Annotated in this window: 16 protein-coding genes; 8 read left to right on the top strand and 8 right to left on the bottom strand. The window is 30.8% G+C overall.

Features of this window, described 5'->3' with window-relative positions:
* Positions 1 to 54: 54 nt before the first annotated feature.
* Positions 55 to 1,353: an aspartate aminotransferase family protein gene (locus V9L05_RS21205; protein WP_338813836.1), complete on the bottom strand. Its 1,299-nt coding sequence runs from the start codon at positions 1,351 to 1,353 to the stop codon at positions 55 to 57.
* A 111-nt stretch (positions 1,354 to 1,464) separates the two neighbouring features.
* Positions 1,465 to 2,907: a DUF2851 family protein gene (locus V9L05_RS21210; protein ID WP_338813837.1), complete on the bottom strand. Its 1,443-nt coding sequence runs from the start codon at positions 2,905 to 2,907 to the stop codon at positions 1,465 to 1,467.
* A gap of 237 nt (positions 2,908 to 3,144) precedes the next feature.
* Here V9L05_RS21210 and V9L05_RS21215 point away from each other — a divergent pair, with 237 nt between their 5' ends.
* Positions 3,145 to 5,370 (top strand): OmpA family protein, encoded by a 2,226-nt coding sequence (locus V9L05_RS21215; protein ID WP_338813838.1) that lies wholly within the window; start codon positions 3,145 to 3,147, stop codon positions 5,368 to 5,370.
* A 33-nt stretch (positions 5,371 to 5,403) separates the two neighbouring features.
* Positions 5,404 to 5,991: a hypothetical protein gene (locus tag V9L05_RS21220; protein WP_338813839.1), complete on the top strand. Its 588-nt coding sequence runs from the start codon at positions 5,404 to 5,406 to the stop codon at positions 5,989 to 5,991.
* 13 nt (positions 5,992 to 6,004) lie between these two features.
* Here V9L05_RS21220 and V9L05_RS21225 read toward each other — a convergent pair whose 3' ends face one another.
* Positions 6,005 to 7,267 (bottom strand): SAM-dependent methyltransferase, encoded by a 1,263-nt coding sequence (locus V9L05_RS21225; protein WP_338813840.1) that lies wholly within the window; start codon positions 7,265 to 7,267, stop codon positions 6,005 to 6,007.
* 165 nt (positions 7,268 to 7,432) lie between these two features.
* Entirely contained in the window at positions 7,433 to 7,711 is a 279-nt protein-coding gene (gene nuoK / locus V9L05_RS21230) for an NADH-quinone oxidoreductase subunit NuoK (RefSeq protein WP_338791516.1), read from the bottom strand.
* Positions 7,712 to 8,105: 394 nt separating this feature from the next.
* Between nuoK and V9L05_RS21235 the strand changes: the two genes are divergently transcribed.
* The 3 genes from V9L05_RS21235 (at position 8,106) to V9L05_RS21245 (ending at position 10,703) form a co-directional block, all read left to right on the top strand.
* Entirely contained in the window at positions 8,106 to 9,302 is a 1,197-nt protein-coding gene (locus V9L05_RS21235; RefSeq protein ID WP_338791515.1) for an NADH-quinone oxidoreductase subunit D, read from the top strand.
* A 138-nt stretch (positions 9,303 to 9,440) separates the two neighbouring features.
* Positions 9,441 to 9,782, top strand: coding sequence for a hypothetical protein (locus tag V9L05_RS21240; protein ID WP_338813841.1), 342 nt, complete (start codon positions 9,441 to 9,443; stop codon positions 9,780 to 9,782).
* Positions 9,783 to 10,118: 336 nt separating this feature from the next.
* Positions 10,119 to 10,703, top strand: coding sequence for a hypothetical protein (locus V9L05_RS21245; RefSeq protein ID WP_338813842.1), 585 nt, complete (start codon positions 10,119 to 10,121; stop codon positions 10,701 to 10,703).
* Between the two features lie 73 nt (positions 10,704 to 10,776).
* Here the strand turns inward: V9L05_RS21245 and V9L05_RS21250 are convergent, their stop codons facing one another.
* From V9L05_RS21250 to V9L05_RS21265, 4 genes are all read right to left on the bottom strand, one after another.
* A complete protein-coding gene (locus tag V9L05_RS21250) occupies positions 10,777 to 11,184 on the bottom strand; it encodes a septal ring lytic transglycosylase RlpA family protein (protein WP_338813843.1) in 408 nt (135 codons plus the stop codon).
* Positions 11,185 to 11,256: 72 nt separating this feature from the next.
* Entirely contained in the window at positions 11,257 to 11,655 is a 399-nt protein-coding gene (locus tag V9L05_RS21255) for a hypothetical protein (RefSeq protein ID WP_338791511.1), read from the bottom strand.
* A 305-nt stretch (positions 11,656 to 11,960) separates the two neighbouring features.
* Positions 11,961 to 12,455 (bottom strand): Dps family protein, encoded by a 495-nt coding sequence (locus V9L05_RS21260; protein WP_338813844.1) that lies wholly within the window; start codon positions 12,453 to 12,455, stop codon positions 11,961 to 11,963.
* A gap of 164 nt (positions 12,456 to 12,619) precedes the next feature.
* Positions 12,620 to 12,829 (bottom strand): hypothetical protein, encoded by a 210-nt coding sequence (locus V9L05_RS21265; protein WP_338791509.1) that lies wholly within the window; start codon positions 12,827 to 12,829, stop codon positions 12,620 to 12,622.
* Between the two features lie 404 nt (positions 12,830 to 13,233).
* Between V9L05_RS21265 and V9L05_RS21270 the strand changes: the two genes are divergently transcribed.
* The 3 genes from V9L05_RS21270 to V9L05_RS21280 all read left to right on the top strand — a co-directional run bounded on the left by V9L05_RS21270 (position 13,234) and on the right by V9L05_RS21280 (position 15,871).
* A complete protein-coding gene (locus V9L05_RS21270) occupies positions 13,234 to 14,181 on the top strand; it encodes a DUF697 domain-containing protein (protein WP_338791508.1) in 948 nt (315 codons plus the stop codon).
* Positions 14,182 to 14,274: 93 nt separating this feature from the next.
* Complete coding sequence (locus V9L05_RS21275; protein ID WP_338791507.1) at positions 14,275 to 14,655, top strand: CoA-binding protein; 381 nt, start codon at positions 14,275 to 14,277, stop codon at positions 14,653 to 14,655.
* A gap of 112 nt (positions 14,656 to 14,767) precedes the next feature.
* Positions 14,768 to 15,871 carry a type III polyketide synthase gene (locus V9L05_RS21280; RefSeq protein WP_338791506.1) on the top strand — a complete coding sequence of 368 codons (1,104 nt, stop codon included), beginning with the start codon at positions 14,768 to 14,770 and terminating at the stop codon, positions 15,869 to 15,871.
* Positions 15,872 to 16,260 lie beyond the last annotated feature (389 nt).

The raw sequence follows: 16,260 nt of genomic DNA on the forward strand, positions 1-16,260 counted from the left end.
GATAACAAATTTAGCTAAAAGTGAATTAAAAAACGGTATTTTCTTCTAATAAAATTAAATTTCATTCTCTTCCGTCAATCGAATGGCTTCCAAAATTATTTGGCAAGCCTTTTTTATTTCTTTTTTTGTAATAATAAGAGGAGGAGCAATTCGCATCGAATTATCACAATACAAAAACCAATCAGAGAGCAAACCAAGCTCCAAACAGTGAGCAATTACCTTTTGTAAGAAATCAAAACTCTCAAATTCTACTGCCAACATTAAACCTATTCCACGAAATTCTTTTATTGCTTTTGTACTTTCTGGATTTAATAACTGCTTGAATAATTCATGTTTTTCTTCAACAGCATCTAATAAATTCTCTTCTTGAATTACTTTTAGTGTTGCCAAAGAAGCCACACAACTTACTGGATGTCCTCCAAAAGTAGAAATATGTCCCAAAATTGGATTATCAGAAAGACACGACATCATTTTTTGAGAAGCCATAAAAGCACCAATCGGCATTCCTCCACCCATTCCCTTTGCAGCCACAACAATATCAGGGATTATATCAAAATGTTCGAAAGCCCAAAGTTTGCCTGTTCTACCAAAGCCACATTGAATTTCATCACAAATCAGAAGTGTTCCTGTTTCGCTGCATTTTTTTCTAAGTGCTTTTAAATAGGTTTTTTGTGGTATTCTGATTCCTGCTTCTCCTTGCACAGTTTCTATAATTACGGCTGCTGTTTTTTCTGTGATTTTGGAAAGACAAGATTTACTATCAAAACAAATATGGTCTACATCAGGAAGTAAAGGTAAAAAAGGTTCTTTCCATTCTTTGCTTGTTCCTAATGAAAGGGCAGCATGCGTAGAACCATGATAAGCATTGTGACAACCTATTAATTGAGTTCTTCCTGTAAATCGTTTGGCTAATTTTATAGCTCCCTCAACAGCTTCACTTCCAGAATTTACAAAATAAACAGCATTTTGAGGCGTATTTTCGTGATTTGTTATAGATAGATTATCATTATTATTTTCTTCATTACTTTTATCTTCTTTATCTAAAAAGTCTTGCCCTAAAGTAGTCTTAAAAGTCTTTGAAATAGCTGTGGCGAGCTGAACTTGTGGCGTTTGTATAAATTCTCCATAAACCATTAAGTGCATATATTTTCTCAGTTGCCTTTGAATTGCTTTTATTACTTTTGGATGGCGATGTCCCACATTACTCACTCCAATTCCTGAAATAATATCAATCCATTTTCGGTTTTTACTACCAAACATATAAATTCCTTTTGCATTATGAACTTCTAAGGCAAGAGGAAAAGGAGATGTTTGAGCGACATGATTTAGGAAAAGTTGGCGAGATGAAAGCATATATCAATTACGAATTAAAAATTAAAATTTACGAATGAAATGATGTACAAAGCTACTATTTTTTTTAGAACATTATTGATGGCAGAAGTTCTGATAGTTTTTTATTTTGCCTTACTTCTTCAAAAGCTCTTTTCCTATTTCACAAGAAAGACACTTTTTAGGATTACAATATTGGCTATACAATTCTAGCAAAGACTGTGATTGTGCAGCCGTTTTAATTTTGAAAGCAGAATTATTTATTTTTTCTAAAGGTTTGTACAGACTTATGACGCTATTCTTCTCTGTTTTTAACTCATTAAGCCATATTTTAGGCAAAACATCTTCTTTTTGCCTGTATAAACTATGCGCTACACGGATAGGAATGACAACATTGATAATCAAATTTTGCTGTGCATCTTTTCCCAATGTAGAGTTTTCTTTAAACGTCCCATCTTCCTCCTGTTTGTTTAACTTTCCAAAATTATAATGTGTTTTCCAGTAGGTTGGTAACTCTGTTTTGAAAAACTCATAAAATTCTTTTAGCGTCTTTGCATTCAGAATAATAGAAAACAGATGATTTTGCTGAGATACAAGTCCGATAACCTGCGCTATTCTGACTGTTGGAAAATTGGAAGGACGCAATCGTAAAAATTTCCATTGTGCTAAATTGACTTCTTTGTCTTGTAAAGAATATTTATGAGATAAAAAACGAAACTCTTTTTGTAATCCTTCAAAATAATGTAATTCTTTATCTAATTGATTTTGCAATAAATCTTGTTCTAAATTTAAGTTTTCACTTTGACAATCAAAACTGTTTTCAAATGAGAGTTTAATTTTGTCTTTATTCTCCTCTAATAGAAACCCAGCCATTCCATAAAATAGAGCTTCTATCTGAGAAATTTGATTCGCATGTTTTTTTATAATTTTGAATGGTAGTTCTTTAGCTAATTGTAAAAAAGGAGCATTATTCTTTTTAAATCCAAAATGTTCTAATAAAACTTGATAACTTGTTTCTTCCCAATCATAACCATTTCGCTCTAGAAGTGAAAGAATATGTTGAGATTTTCTAATCAATCGTTCATCAAGGGTTCGGCTCATCATTTTTTCAAAAGATGCAACTAATTCTATATTATTATTGCTTATAGTATCTTCATTCCAATAACCTTGACACGGAATTTTGTGTTCATTTCTCAAAAACTCTTGATATTTCAGCCACAAACGCTCATCAATTCTGTTTTCTAAGACCAAAACAGGAACTTTTGAACCATTTTTTCTAAAAACTTCTTTTGGATTCTTCCATACAACATGCAAAACTACATTTTCGTAGGCTTCATTTGTAGCATGATGATGACTTTCCCAATTAAATCCATACGTATCGATTTCTATTGTTCCTTGCCATTTTGTCTGTTTTTGCTTACTCCCTATCTTTAAAACAGCATCTTCAAAATCTGCTCCTGCATCGTGGTTATGAATTCCTGCTGAAATAATTTGTAATTCTTCTCCTTCTTCTGTCAGTAAATTATTCTTATCAAAATATTGAAATTTCCATATATAATGTAAAAATTGCTCGTTCATGTTTTTTATAAGATTTAATATAAGGATTCAGAAAATTTTAGCGTTGTATTACAAAAAGATAATTCAAGATTCAAGATAATTAAATTTACCTCTTCAAAATAAGAGTTGGCAGTCAAAAAGTTAAATTTTGTAGAATAAAACGAAAATCAAACACTTGATTTCTATAAATTGCATACTTTTTGGCTACTTTGTAACAAGAAATAACTTGAAATTTTTGATGATTTATATAAAAACAAAATGAAAAATAAAATATTATTTTTAATAAAAAAAAATTTAGACCCAAATAAATATAAAATTAGCTATCTATGTATTTTTATTTTAATTGTTTTTTTTACTCCTACTTATGCTCAGCGCAATAAAGATTCTAAGATAAAATTAGAAGAATTTCGTCCTATCAATAAATCAGGAGCAGTTTATTGTCCACAAATTACATTTTTGAATATTGAAAGTTATAGATATTATTATGACCCTCGTCAGCTCAAAGAAATCAAGAGACTTCAACAAGAAAATAATCTTCCAGAACTCAAAAAAGCACTAGATACCTATATTCGTTATTTTGGCATAGAAAACTTTAAAAAAGATTTGGATTTGATTTGGGCGTATGCACAAGCAGCCGAAAAAACAGGAAATCAGCCTTTAGCTTTAGAACTATATAGATTATTATTAAAACATCATAGAGGTTCATCTGTAAAAAGTCAGTTGGCTTTTGATTCGTTGGCTTCTCCTTCTGAAAAACCAAAATATGTCCCTTTAAAATATTATTATGAACTGATTGATAAATGGCAATTAGTTGATACGCTGCGTCCTCCTGACCAAATGGGAACAAGTATGGGAGAAGAAATAAATTCACCTTATGAAGAATATGGTTTGGCGATTGGGCAGACAGATTCTATCATTTATTTTACTTCAAAAAGACTTTTAATGGACACTGTAAATGACCCTGTTCGTAAGTATTTGCCTGCTGACAAGTTTGATGAGAATATTTATAAATCGGTTCGTTTGGGAGAGTTTGGCTGGGATTATCCTTTACCTTTAAAAGGCTTAAATACTCGCTATAATGAAGGCTCACCTTGTATTAGTAGAGATGGAAAATATATGGCTTTTTCTCGTTGTGATGCTCCTGATGGTTTTGGAGATTGTGATTTATATATTGCTAAATGGAATGAAGGAGATGGAATTTGGGATGAGGTTCAAAACTTTGGTGTGTCTGTAAATTCTACCACTTGGGATTCTCATCCTAGTTTTTCAGTAACGGGTGATACACTTTTTTTTGCTTCAGATAGAAAAACAGGTTTTGGAGGAACAGATATTTATTTTACAGTCAGACAAGGACGAAAACGTTGGTCGGTTGCTCAAAACATAGGACCTATTATTAACACACAAGCGAACGAACTAAGTCCATTTTTACATCCTAGCGATAATATTTTGTATTTTAGTTCGAATGGTCATCTATTTTCTTTTGGAAGTTATGATATTTTTAAATCCTATAAAACAAGCCGTGATACGTGGTGCGAACCCAAAAATTTAGGTCCTTTTGTGAATACAAAAAGTAGTGAATATTATTTTACCATTGATGCTTCTGCACGTCTTTTATATTATGCACGAGCCGAAAAAGAAGTTCGTTTGATGCGAAATGAGCCAGTTGTTCAAGACCCTTATACCAATTCTGATTTGTATTCTTTTCCTCTGCCTATGGAAGCCCAGCCAAAAGCAATTGTTCGTTTTTCGGGAAAAGTAAAAGAAAGTCAAACAGGAGAAGTTTTTGGTGGTGTGGTTGTGGTGTATGATATTGCTGATAAAATTCCGATTGCGCCAAAATATATTGATGAAGAAGGTAATTTTGAATTTGAACTGATTGATAAAAAGAAATATTTACTGATTGTGAGTGGAGAAAATTTCTTTCGTTTGGAAGAACTTTTTGAGGTAAATGGCGATACATATAGAGAAGTAGAAGTACAAGGAGTTCGTCAAAAAATGGCTTCTTCTCCAGCGCAACAAATAGAAACAATACAGTTTAAGTCTATCGAATTTGCGCCAAATAGCACAGGTATTCTTCCAAAAATGGAAAATGATTTGCATCTAATTATTGATTTTTTGGTAGAACACCCAGATTTCAATTTAGATATTTATGGTCATACAGATAGCGATGGAAATAAAGAAAAAAACAAAGAGCTTTCCCTTCAAAGAGCTGAATCTATCAGAAACTATATCATTTCTTATGGAAGACTAGAAACTGATAGAATAAAACCGTTTGGATTAGGTTCTGAAAAGCCATTAGTTTTTCCAGAAATTACAGAAGAAGACAAGCGTGTAAATCGTAGAGTAGAATTTAGATTATTTAAGAAAGATATGATGTTAGCCAACCCAAACAAAGAAGATGAAAAAAGTGAAGAAGAACTAGAAAAGGAACGAATGCAAAATATAGAAGAAGAAATTAAAGAGAATGAAAATGGAGATTGGTAGAAATTAATTACGGATTACGGAAAATAACACTTTATGAAAACATACTTTAAAGTAGAAGGAACTTACTCAAAACAAGAATATGAAGACAAAGCTAGACGGCTTTTAGAAATTGATATAATCAATAAGGAAGATTACTCAAGGGTTCTGAATAGTAAATATACTCAAGAATATCACTCTGATAGTTTTACAGACTTCTTTTATTCAGAGAATGCTAAAAATTATACTGTTTGTTATATTGATGATTTAAAATATATGGTACTAACCAAATCCTTCGAAACTTTCTATACTTCTCTTGTAACGATTATTCTTCAAAAGCAAGGTTTGTATGAACTAAAAACGGAGAAAAAAGAAGAGGAAACAATTTTTCATATAAATAACTTAACTTATTCTTTATCTTGGACAACAGAAAGTATGTTTAAAGAAATTTGTAGATTTATTGAGAGCATTAATTTTGAAGAAAGGAAAATCTGCAAACAAGCTTCTACAACAGATTCAATTATTTTTTTAGTTTTATCAAAATCCCAATACGAAATAATGTATAATGAAAGATTAGTTTGTTTTGATAATGAGTATTATCCAGAAATTGAAGAATGGAGAAAAAATTATGTTCCTCCTTTTTAAAAAAAAATACGTGTTACTTCAAAATCAGACTTTCTAGATAATGAGTTTTGATTCCAAAAAATGATTTTAAGTCTTCAAATTCCTTCAACTTTTCAGCTTTTTTAGTTGAATCTGAAAAACTTTCTTTTTTGGTAGCAATGAGCAATACATTTTTTGGTGTGTGTGCATCAGAGATAAATTCGACTGCCTTTGTTTGATAGCCACAATAATTGAGAAGCAAACAACGCATGGTATCAGTCAGCATTTCGGCTTGTCGCTCTAGAAAAACACCATAATTTGTGAGTGGAGAAAGTTCATTTTCAGACTTTTTATCTGATTTGTCTGATTTAAAAGCATTTTCCATTTCTCTACGAATTTGCTTATGACAACAAGGCGCAACAACTATCAGCTCTGCATCAGCTTCAATTCCTTTGAAAATTGCATCGTCTGTCGCAGTATCACAAGCATGTAAAGCAATCAAAACATGTGTTTTTTCTTCTATATTTTCTTGTGTGATTTTATATTCTTCTATCGTTCCTTCTACAAAACTAAGATTCTCAAAGTCTGACTCTTCTGCAATTTGGTTACAGAGTTCTACCAAATCGTTTCTAAATTCAACACCAACCGATTTTACTTTGAATTTCAAATTATTTTCCAAATAATCGTATAGAGCAAAAGTCAGATACCCTTTTCCTGCGCCCATGTCTGTAATTTGCAATTCTTTTTCTGTTGGTAATTGCTTCAACAAAACACTCAAAATTTCAATATATTGATTGATTTGTTTGTATTTATCTTGTGCATTCTTATACACTTTTCCTGTATGGTCTGTTATTTTGAGAGCTTGTAGGTAATTTTTTGAATTTCCTTCTTGGTCTTTTGTCTGGATAGCTCGTTTTTTTTGTTTGTCGTGCGAAGTAGAAAGAGCTTGTTTTTGAGTTGGCTTTTGTGAGTGAATAGTGGGATTTTTATTTATATTTTTAAGATGTAAATCAAACTGATTGGTAAACAAAATAGCTTGATTAAAAAATCCTTCATTATTTTCATTACTATCTTCTTTTGTGAGAAATGTTATAATTTCTTTCATTCCTTCTTCGACAGAATAGTTTTTAGTAATATCATTCGTTTTATGACGATAAACAAAAGTTAGTTTTTCTTCTCGCTTAATAATCGTTTTGCGAATCAATATTTTTTTGAGTGTAGATTTTTCTTGATTTGAAGTAAAGTTTGATAAGGTAATTTTGATAAACGTATTTTTTTCTAAACTTTCTTCTATTTTTTCTATAAATTGATTTATCATCTTAATTTTTATATTTTTGTTTCTTAATATTGAGACTTTCGTGCATTCGTTTTCCCAAAAACGAATGTTTCGCTTCCTCAGAAGCGTGATTTATTAGCTTAAATTATGCTTCTGAGAAAGCATTTCGTTCAATTCTAAGAAGTTGAACACACAAAAATAGTATCTTTATTCTTCTTTTTCTAAAATTTCATCTATTTCAATGTGTCCAAAATAGTTATAGATTTTCAGAATCAAAGCTAGTGCAATCGTAATTTCGGCAGCAGCCACCACAATAATCAAAAGAACAAATAAATGCGCTTCCATTCCTTTCGAAAAAGCAATAAAATTGAGCATAGAAGCTGTTAGCATTAGTTCGATTCCCATCAAGACAAGCATTGCATTTTTACGTGTCAAGACAATCAAAATTCCAATTCCGAACAAAATTGCAGCTACAAAAAGTATCATTTATGATGGATTAAACTCTGATAAATTACTGTCAAATTCTATAAAAATTATTTATTATAATCTGTTTATTAAACTTGATTGCATATTTTTGTAAAATTAGCAACTAAACTCACCAAATACAATTTATTTTTGAATTGTAATTTTAATTCGTTTTCCTAAAAATTTAATTCGAAACTTTTTCATAATAAATAGAAATTAATTAAAATATTTTTTTTATAAGTCATTAGTAAACCTTATCACGGTTTGTGTTAAGATAGTTCAGACATCTTGTCTGAACATAAAAAGCAGTATTTTATCCTATCCAACAGTCTGGAAGACTGTTATACAAAAATAACCGTGATAACCTTTAACCTTTAGTATTCAACACATTAAATTCGTAATTTTAATCATTCCTATGTCCTTTCACCAACAATCTGAACCCACAAAATACACTTCTGATACTCTCAAAAGTGAGGAAATGCTTTTTAATTTAGGACCTCAACATCCTTCTATGCATGGTGTTTTGCGTTTGGAAGTTATTACAGATGGTGAAGTTGTAAGAGAAGTTGTTCCACATATTGGTTACTTGCATCGCTGTTTTGAAAAGCATGCTGAAAGTCTGAATTATGCTCAAATTATTCCCTATATAGATAGAATGGATTATGTTGCTTCCATGAACTCGGAACATATTTATGCACTGGGAGTAGAAAAAATGTTAGGAATGACAGACAAAATACCAAAAAGAGTAGAATATATTCGTGTTTTGGTTGCAGAACTCAATCGAATTGCTTCTCATTTTATTGCTATCGGAACGTATGCTGTTGATGTGGGAGCAACTACACCTTTTTTGTGGCTAATGAAAGAGCGAGAATATATTTTACGATTGTTAGAATGGATAAGTGGCGCACGTCTTTTATACAATTATATTTGGATTGGTGGTTTATATTATGATTTACCTTTAGATTTTGAAGAAAAATGTAGTGAATATCTAAATCATTTGAAACCTAAATTAGATGACTTGGAAAACTTACTTATCAATAATAGAATATTTGTTTCAAGAACAGCAAATGTAGGAGTTTTGCCAATGCAAACAGCTATTAACTATGGAGTTACAGGTGCAATGCTTCGGGCTTCGGGTTTGAAATGGGATTTGAGAAAAGTAGATAAATATTCAATTTATGAAGAAGTAGATTTTGACATTCCGATTGGAGAGGGAAAAATGGGAACAACAGGTGACTGTTGGGATAGAAATTTTGTTCGCTTTCAAGAGTGCAAAGAATCTTCAAAAATAATTGAACAATGTATTGAGAAACTTACTAAAGAACATAAACGAACACGAGATTTTGACCCACAAGCACTTGTTCCAAAACGTATAAAACCACCTCAAACTGATTTTTATTTTAGAGGCGAAAGTCCGAAAGGTGAACTTGGCTTTTTCTTTAGACAAAATCCAAAATATAAAAAAGGAGATATTCCTTTTCGTTTGAAAGTTCGTGCGCCTTCCTTTTGTAATCTTTCTGTGTTGCCTTATTTAGCACAGAATACTCTACTTTCTGATTTGATTGCTATTGTTGGTTCTTTAGATATTAATTTGGGAGAAGTCGATAGGTAGCCAAAACTCATTTTAACTCAGATTTATTTCTTTCAAATTATTTTCAACATTTAGATAAGTTTTAGTGTTTATATTTTTAAAGAGAGTGAATAACTTTTATTTTCACACCTCTTATTTTTTAAACTAAAACTTTTTTTTATGAAAACGCCAGATAAAAAACAAAATAAAAATACCGATTCTCCAGAAGAATTCTTTAAAGACAAATTTGATTATGATCCAAAGGAGGATATTTATAATCAAGGAAAAAAAGTAGCTCATATCGACAATGATGATGAATTAGTAGTCGATAAAGGAATTCCTACTCCAAATGATAGAAATGAACTTTATGAAGAAGCTCCTTTGCATAATGCAAAATCAAATTTTGAAGGAGAAACTATTGATGTTCCTGGTGCTGAATTGGATGATCAACAAGAAAGCATTGGCTCAGAGGATGAAGAAAATAATTATTATAGTTTAGGAGGAGATAACCACTCTAACTAATATAAAAGATGCTGCTTAGTTGTCTTTTAAAAGCCCATAATCTTAACTGATATGGGCTTTTTAACTGCCCTTTGTTGAACTTTACATGGTTTTTTTTCAACAAAATACAAATTTTTTGAAACAAAATTTTATTAAGTTCCGTTATAAGAGTATAAATTTTTATTAAATACTTTATATTCAATAAGTTTTTAATATTTACTTATATTGTCAAAATACATAACAGATGTATTATTTCATTTTTTTTTGAAATAATTTATTTTTATCATTCTGTAATTTATATGTATATAGTTCTATTAATTTAATTAGAACTTATTTTTTAACCTAAATTTTTTTAATATGTTTACTCCAATCAAATCAAACGCAATCAAATTTATTCTTTCAGCTAGTATTATCGTAGGTGGTTTATCTAGTTGTGCTAGTGAAGCAGTAGAAGAAACTCGTCAAGAAGTATTTGTGGAAGAATCAGCTCAATCAGAAAATCTTGCCAAAATAAATATTGACCCAACTCCTACCGATTTTGATACTGTATTGTATCCAATAGATCCTTTAGTTGATGATGATAAAGATAATAAGAAGAACACGAATAATGCTGCTATTGAAATAGCTGGTAGTTGGGATATGACCTCTACCAACGAACAAAATGTTGATTATAATTTAGAACTCTATAAAGATGGAACATATCAAGCATCACCTGATGAAATTTATACTAGAGGAAGAACTATAGGAAATTGGAATGTAGATGGAACAGGAGATGAATTATACTTATATCTTGGTGGTCTTTATGACTCTAATGATAATAAAGATATTATAACAGAACCATCTACTAGAAATAAATTTAAAATTACTGAATATTCAGATAATAGATTAGTTATTGTAAATGATCAAAATGATTCATTTATTTTAACTAGAAGCAACAAATAATTTGTTCATTTCTCAAAAAAGCTATTTACAAATTCGGTAAATAGCTTTTTTTGTTGCCTCATTTTTTGTTCTATCAATCATATTCTATTTTTACTTTAGTTAGTCCGTCACGAATAAAATCTAATTTTTCTGCACCTTTTCGGGTAACATCAATAACTCTCCCTTTTTTAAAAGGTCCTCTATCGTTTATTCTGACTCTAATTTGTTTTCCATTTTTTAAATTAGTAACAGTTACCATTGTACCGAAAGGAAGGGTTCTGTGTGCTGCAGTCATTAGTTTTTGTCTGAATTTTTCGCCACTTGCTGTTGGTTTTCCTTCATACTTATCTCCATAATAGGATGCAATTCCTGTTTCACTATGTTTTCCAGCTTTAATAGAATTGTCAGAATTATCTTTCTTCGAACCAAACAAAGAAGTACAAGAAGAAAAAGAAAAAACTAAAAAGAGAGATAGGCAAATTATTTTTATTCCTTGTTTCATATCAAAATAGTATTGAAGTTATTTTAAAATAGGTGTGTTGGTATTTTAAGCTAACTTATTGAAAATATAATTTTAAATAGTATCTAAGTAATTTTCTGCTTCTTCTAATGTAGCAAAAGCAGTAATAGGAGTCTTCGAACGAGTAGTAGCTCTAGCTACCTGCATATTAGCAATATCATTTAGAGAGGCTAATTGTGCAACAGCTTTCATTCCATTTTCTAATAAGTAAGCCTGTATTTTTTGATGAACTTGTTCTATTTCTAAGCTCATATGCCCCATAAGTCTTGCATCTGCCAAAACGGTAAAACTTTCTAGCAAAAAACCACTTTCAATAGCTTTTTCCCAACCTTTCTTATATTCCAAAACTGCTGATAAGTTTTTACAACTACCTTTTATTATAGAATATGCTCTATTTTTTTCTGTATTTATAGTTAAACTATAATAATTATTGCTCACAAATTGCTTTGGCATTTCTATAAAATAAATGTATTGAAGGAGAAGTGTTGAAATCTATATTTTTATGTAAAGGTAAAAAGAAAATAACAAAAAAAACACACTCTAAATTTGCATTTAAAATGTGTTCATAAGCGAAATTATAAAAGGGTGTGCGTTCGTTTTAGCTTCGCTGAGGGTTACACCGTTCTCAAAAACGAACGAAACGCTTCCTCAGAAGCGTGATATTGCTTAAATCACGCTTCTGAGGAAGCGTTTTTTTTCAGTTCTGAGGAACTGAACACACAATGTTTCGTAAAAAGTCGGAAGAGCCAATAAGTTTGTTATTTGTTACTTCCCAACCAAGCAGAAAGCATCCAAACTGTTTTTTCTTGTACTTTGATAAATCCTGCCAACATATCTGTTGTTCCTTCGTCTTGAGCATCACCAGCAACAGAAAGGGCTTCACGTTCTTTCTTGATAAGAATAGAATAATCAGTAATAATTGATTCTACTGATTTTTTCTCATCACTTATATTTTTGTGAACTTTCACTGTTGAGTTTTTGAGATAATCTTCGTAAGTATGAAGAGGTGTATGTCCTAAAGTAAGGATTCGCTCTGCAATTTCATCAATATTTAATTGCGCTTCATTATATAGTTCTTCAAATTTTACATGAAGAGAAAAGAAATGATGACCCAATAAATTCCAGTGAAAACCTCTTAGATTTTGATAAAATACTTGATAATTTGAAAGAATTTCGTTGAGGTGGTTGACAGTTTTATCCGATTTGTCTTTATCTAAAGCAATTCGATTGAGTTCTATCATAGCAGTTTCCATAAAAATAATATGTTTTTAAAAGTGAGTTATAAATTAAAAAATGAGATAGCTGGATTTTTTTATTTTATTTAAATCCTGCATTTCTATGTAGTATTAACACTCAAACTCACCTTTTGTTAGATAAATTTGAAAATTGATGAAATACCCCTTTTCTATTTTATTATTTAAAAATAGAGTGCTTCTTCTATGTATGAAAGCGTTTCGTGCCTATGTATTCTGATAAGACTAGCTGCACCAAATTTAGTTTCTATTCTGTATAAATCTTTTTCACGATAAAACTTTCCATCTGGAGCAGAATATACTACATCTTGCTTAGAAGACTGAAAAAAGTAAGCTGCTTGTTCTAATAATTCTTCGAAATTTTCTCTGTTCATAATCAAATTGTCGTTTAAGATAGATAAATTGATAGAAATTGAATGAAATCAAAAATGAGGTAAAGAATGAGATAAAGACCTTTTGACTTTATAAGTGCAAGATGCAATTTTGTGTTTTAATAAGAAAACAATAGATATTATCTTTGAATAAATTTAGAATGAATAAATTACTGCCAAACACTGACTGGATTGCCAAATCATTAAATGGAACTTCTATTATCATTATAATCTTATCGTATATTCAAAACAGAACCATTTTAGTATCTTAGCGTTAATAAATTTATATTTAAAAACTATATCTACTAATTTTGCGTACTGTGTATAACCAAGTAGCTATAATTTAAAAAAATAGTGCTTGTATTTTTACGAGCAAATATCTTGAAAAACAAAACCAAAAATTACCTATGTGGGACTATCTTCTTTATAAATTAAAAGACAAAATGCGCCTTGATGATGACAATGAGCGTGCTGATAAAGTCATCGAAAACTCTGTTATTTGGGCAATGGCAGCTTCTCTTATTCCAATTCCTTTAGCTGATATGATTGCTGTTACGGTCATACAAGCTGATATGGTCAGAAGATTGGCAGAAATAAATGGTGTAGAAGCTAACAATGCAAATATAGAATCTTGGCTTGGAACGCTTTCAGGTGGTGTTTTATCAAAACTAGGAGCGCAAGCCCTAAAACTTATACCAGGGTGGGGGAGTATTGCTGGAGGTGTTGGAATGGCAGTTTTGTCAGGGGCATCAACCTATGCAGCAGGAAAAACTTTTGCTAAGCACTTTAGAGAAGGAGGCGATTTAGAAAACTTTGATACAGAAGCTGTAAAAGGATTTTATGATGAGCAGCTTATTAAAGGACGAGATTTTGCCAAACAAATGAAAGATGAAGTAGAAAAACGTGCAAAGGCAGCTTATGCAGAATTTTCAGGCGAAGAGGTTAAAAAAGAAGAAAAAGACTTTGATTTTGAAGAAGTAATGGATTTTGAAGAAGTGGTTGATGAAAAATTTCAAAAAGAAGAAAATAAAAAACAGACTAACACAACTACTTCAAGTTCGAATCAATCTAGCAATCAGAATACAAAAACTACTTTTTCGGAAGAACCTCCTCACCAAGCAAATCCAAACAAACATTCTGCTCAAAAAGCTCCAAAAACCGAAGACACTCCTCCAGATAGTGCTACAAATAAAACATCAAATCAAAATACTACAAACCCATCTTCTTATCAGTCTGCAAAAGAATCAGCAAATGCACTTGCCGAACTTCGTCAGCTTGCTAGTCTGAGAGACAAAGGAATCTTGACAGAAGAAGAATTTCAACGTCTTAAAACCAAGTTAATGGAGAAGTTATAATAAAATTATAACAAAATAGGCTTTGAATTGATTTTACTAGATATATTTTTTAATCTTTTAATCTAGAAAATCAATTCAAACCATTTTATATACATGCAAAGTAAAAAGACACTCATTCTTGGAGCAACTCCAAATCCCACTCGTTATGCCTATTTAGCAGCAGAGAGACTTACCAATAGAAACCATGAAATTGTTCCTGTAGGAATAAAAGAAGGAGAACTTTTTGGACAACCTATAGAAGTACAAACACAAACTGACGACCTTACCATTCATAATGATATTGATACAATAACACTCTACGTAGGAGTGAGAAATCAACCTGAGTGGTACAATTATATTCTGCAAACAAAACCCAAACGAATCATTTTTAATCCAGGTACTGAAAATCCTGAACTTATGAAAATGGCTAGAGAAGAAGGAATAGAGGTAGAAGTAGCTTGTACTTTAGTAATGCTTGGTTCTGGACAGTACTAATTTTAAACAAAATTTATTATCTAAAATTTTTCTTTAACTATCTTTGCTAAAAGATAGTTAATTTTTTGGCTTCTATCTTTCTATCTGCTTTATTTTATCTTTCCCTATCTTAATGAGTTATATTACTGCTATCAATACTGCAAATCCTCCTTTTACTATTTCCCAAGAGCAAAGTGCTGATTTTTCTGCTCACTTTATGGGAAAAACTAAAGATGAAAAAAGAAAAATTAGAATCTTACAGCGTGCAACAGGAATAAAAAACCGTCATACTGTTTTAGAAGACTATACAAAAAAAGAAAACTTTGATTTTTATCCCAACTCTGAAGATTTAGAACCTTTTCCTACTACTTCTGAGCGTATGAAAATGTATGAAAAATGGGCTACAAAATTAGGTATGGAAGCTGCAAAACCAATTATAGAAGGAAGAGAACAAGAAATTACTCATCTGATTACAGTTAGTTGTACAGGAATGTACGCACCTGGAATTGATATTGAACTACTAGAAAACTTAGGATTAAATTCTTCTGTACAGCGAACAGCAATTAATTTTATGGGTTGTTATGCCTCTTTTAATGCTTTCAAAGTAGCTGATGCATTTTGTAAGGCTTTTGATGCAAAAGTATTGATTGTAGGAGTAGAACTTTGCACATTGCATTTCCAAAAACAATCTGATGATGATAATTTGCTTGCCAATTCTATTTTTGCTGATGGAGCTGCTGCTGTTTTGGTAGAATCTAAACCAAAAGAAAACAACACAAACTTGTTTTTGAAAAACTTTTATTGTGATCTTGTTCCAAAAGGAAAACGAGATATGGCATGGTATATACGAGATACAGGTTTTGAGATGCGTTTGTCTTCCTATGTAGCCGATATTTTGGGAGACGAAATTGAAGGGATTTTAGATAAACTAATGAAAGGTTTAGAAGTAGATAAAAATTCGGATTCCATTTCTAATTGGGCTGTTCATCCAGGAGGAAAAAAGATTTTGGAAACACTTGCCAAAAAGCTATCTATGGACAAATCAAAACTAGATGTTCCTTTCAAAATTTGGGAAGAATATGGAAATATGTCTTCTGTAACAGTCCTTTTTGTTTTGAAAGAATTGCTACATAATAAAGAAAAATATCACCTCAAAAATAGTCAACTTATTCCTTGTCTAGCCTTTGGTCCTGGTTTGACTGTCGAATCAGCTTTATTTGAATTACTAGAAAAGTAATTTTGAAATAATTAGTTTATTTTAAATTAATAAAAATACTCCGAAAACTATCTAAGTTTGAGATTGAATAAAGGCAGATAAAGACTAAATTTGAGGATAGATTTATAAATCTATAAGCGTCTTAGGTTCTTTATCTGATAAATGAATTCTTAAATACAAGATAAGAAATTACATCTATTTGAATATACTAAAAAACTAAAGGAAGTATTTTTTTCAGTTCTGAGAACGACGTAGTCCTGCTTTGTAAAGAGTCTTTACGTCTTTCCAAATATCAAACAAAATTACTTTTTTATCTGAATTAGATAATTCTTTTTCTAAGACTGTTTTTTATTTTTTGAGTAAGCGATTTTCTTGCTCCAACTCTAATGTTGTTTTGCTGTTTTCATAAC

The sequence above is a fragment of the Bernardetia sp. Wsw4-3y2 genome, assembly GCF_037126295.1.
Classification (GTDB): Bacteria; Bacteroidota; Bacteroidia; order Cytophagales; family Bernardetiaceae; genus Bernardetia.

Coding starts and splice junctions, on each gene's coding strand:
- V9L05_RS21245 (WP_338813842.1), top strand. CDS start 10,119: ATGTTTACTCCAATCAAATCAAACGCAATCAAATTTATTCTTTCAGCT.
- V9L05_RS21250 (WP_338813843.1), bottom strand. CDS start 11,184: ATGAAACAAGGAATAAAAATAATTTGCCTATCTCTCTTTTTAGTTTTT.
- V9L05_RS21265 (WP_338791509.1), bottom strand. CDS start 12,829: ATGAACAGAGAAAATTTCGAAGAATTATTAGAACAAGCAGCTTACTTT.
- V9L05_RS21240 (WP_338813841.1), top strand. CDS start 9,441: ATGAAAACGCCAGATAAAAAACAAAATAAAAATACCGATTCTCCAGAA.
- V9L05_RS21225 (WP_338813840.1), bottom strand. CDS start 7,267: ATGATAAATCAATTTATAGAAAAAATAGAAGAAAGTTTAGAAAAAAAT.
- V9L05_RS21280 (WP_338791506.1), top strand. CDS start 14,768: ATGAGTTATATTACTGCTATCAATACTGCAAATCCTCCTTTTACTATT.
- V9L05_RS21220 (WP_338813839.1), top strand. CDS start 5,404: ATGAAAACATACTTTAAAGTAGAAGGAACTTACTCAAAACAAGAATAT.
- V9L05_RS21235 (WP_338791515.1), top strand. CDS start 8,106: ATGTCCTTTCACCAACAATCTGAACCCACAAAATACACTTCTGATACT.
- V9L05_RS21205 (WP_338813836.1), bottom strand. CDS start 1,353: ATGCTTTCATCTCGCCAACTTTTCCTAAATCATGTCGCTCAAACATCT.
- nuoK (WP_338791516.1), bottom strand. CDS start 7,711: ATGATACTTTTTGTAGCTGCAATTTTGTTCGGAATTGGAATTTTGATT.
- V9L05_RS21255 (WP_338791511.1), bottom strand. CDS start 11,655: ATGCCAAAGCAATTTGTGAGCAATAATTATTATAGTTTAACTATAAAT.
- V9L05_RS21210 (WP_338813837.1), bottom strand. CDS start 2,907: ATGAACGAGCAATTTTTACATTATATATGGAAATTTCAATATTTTGAT.
- V9L05_RS21270 (WP_338791508.1), top strand. CDS start 13,234: ATGTGGGACTATCTTCTTTATAAATTAAAAGACAAAATGCGCCTTGAT.
- V9L05_RS21215 (WP_338813838.1), top strand. CDS start 3,145: ATGAAAAATAAAATATTATTTTTAATAAAAAAAAATTTAGACCCAAAT.
- V9L05_RS21275 (WP_338791507.1), top strand. CDS start 14,275: ATGCAAAGTAAAAAGACACTCATTCTTGGAGCAACTCCAAATCCCACT.
- V9L05_RS21260 (WP_338813844.1), bottom strand. CDS start 12,455: ATGGAAACTGCTATGATAGAACTCAATCGAATTGCTTTAGATAAAGAC.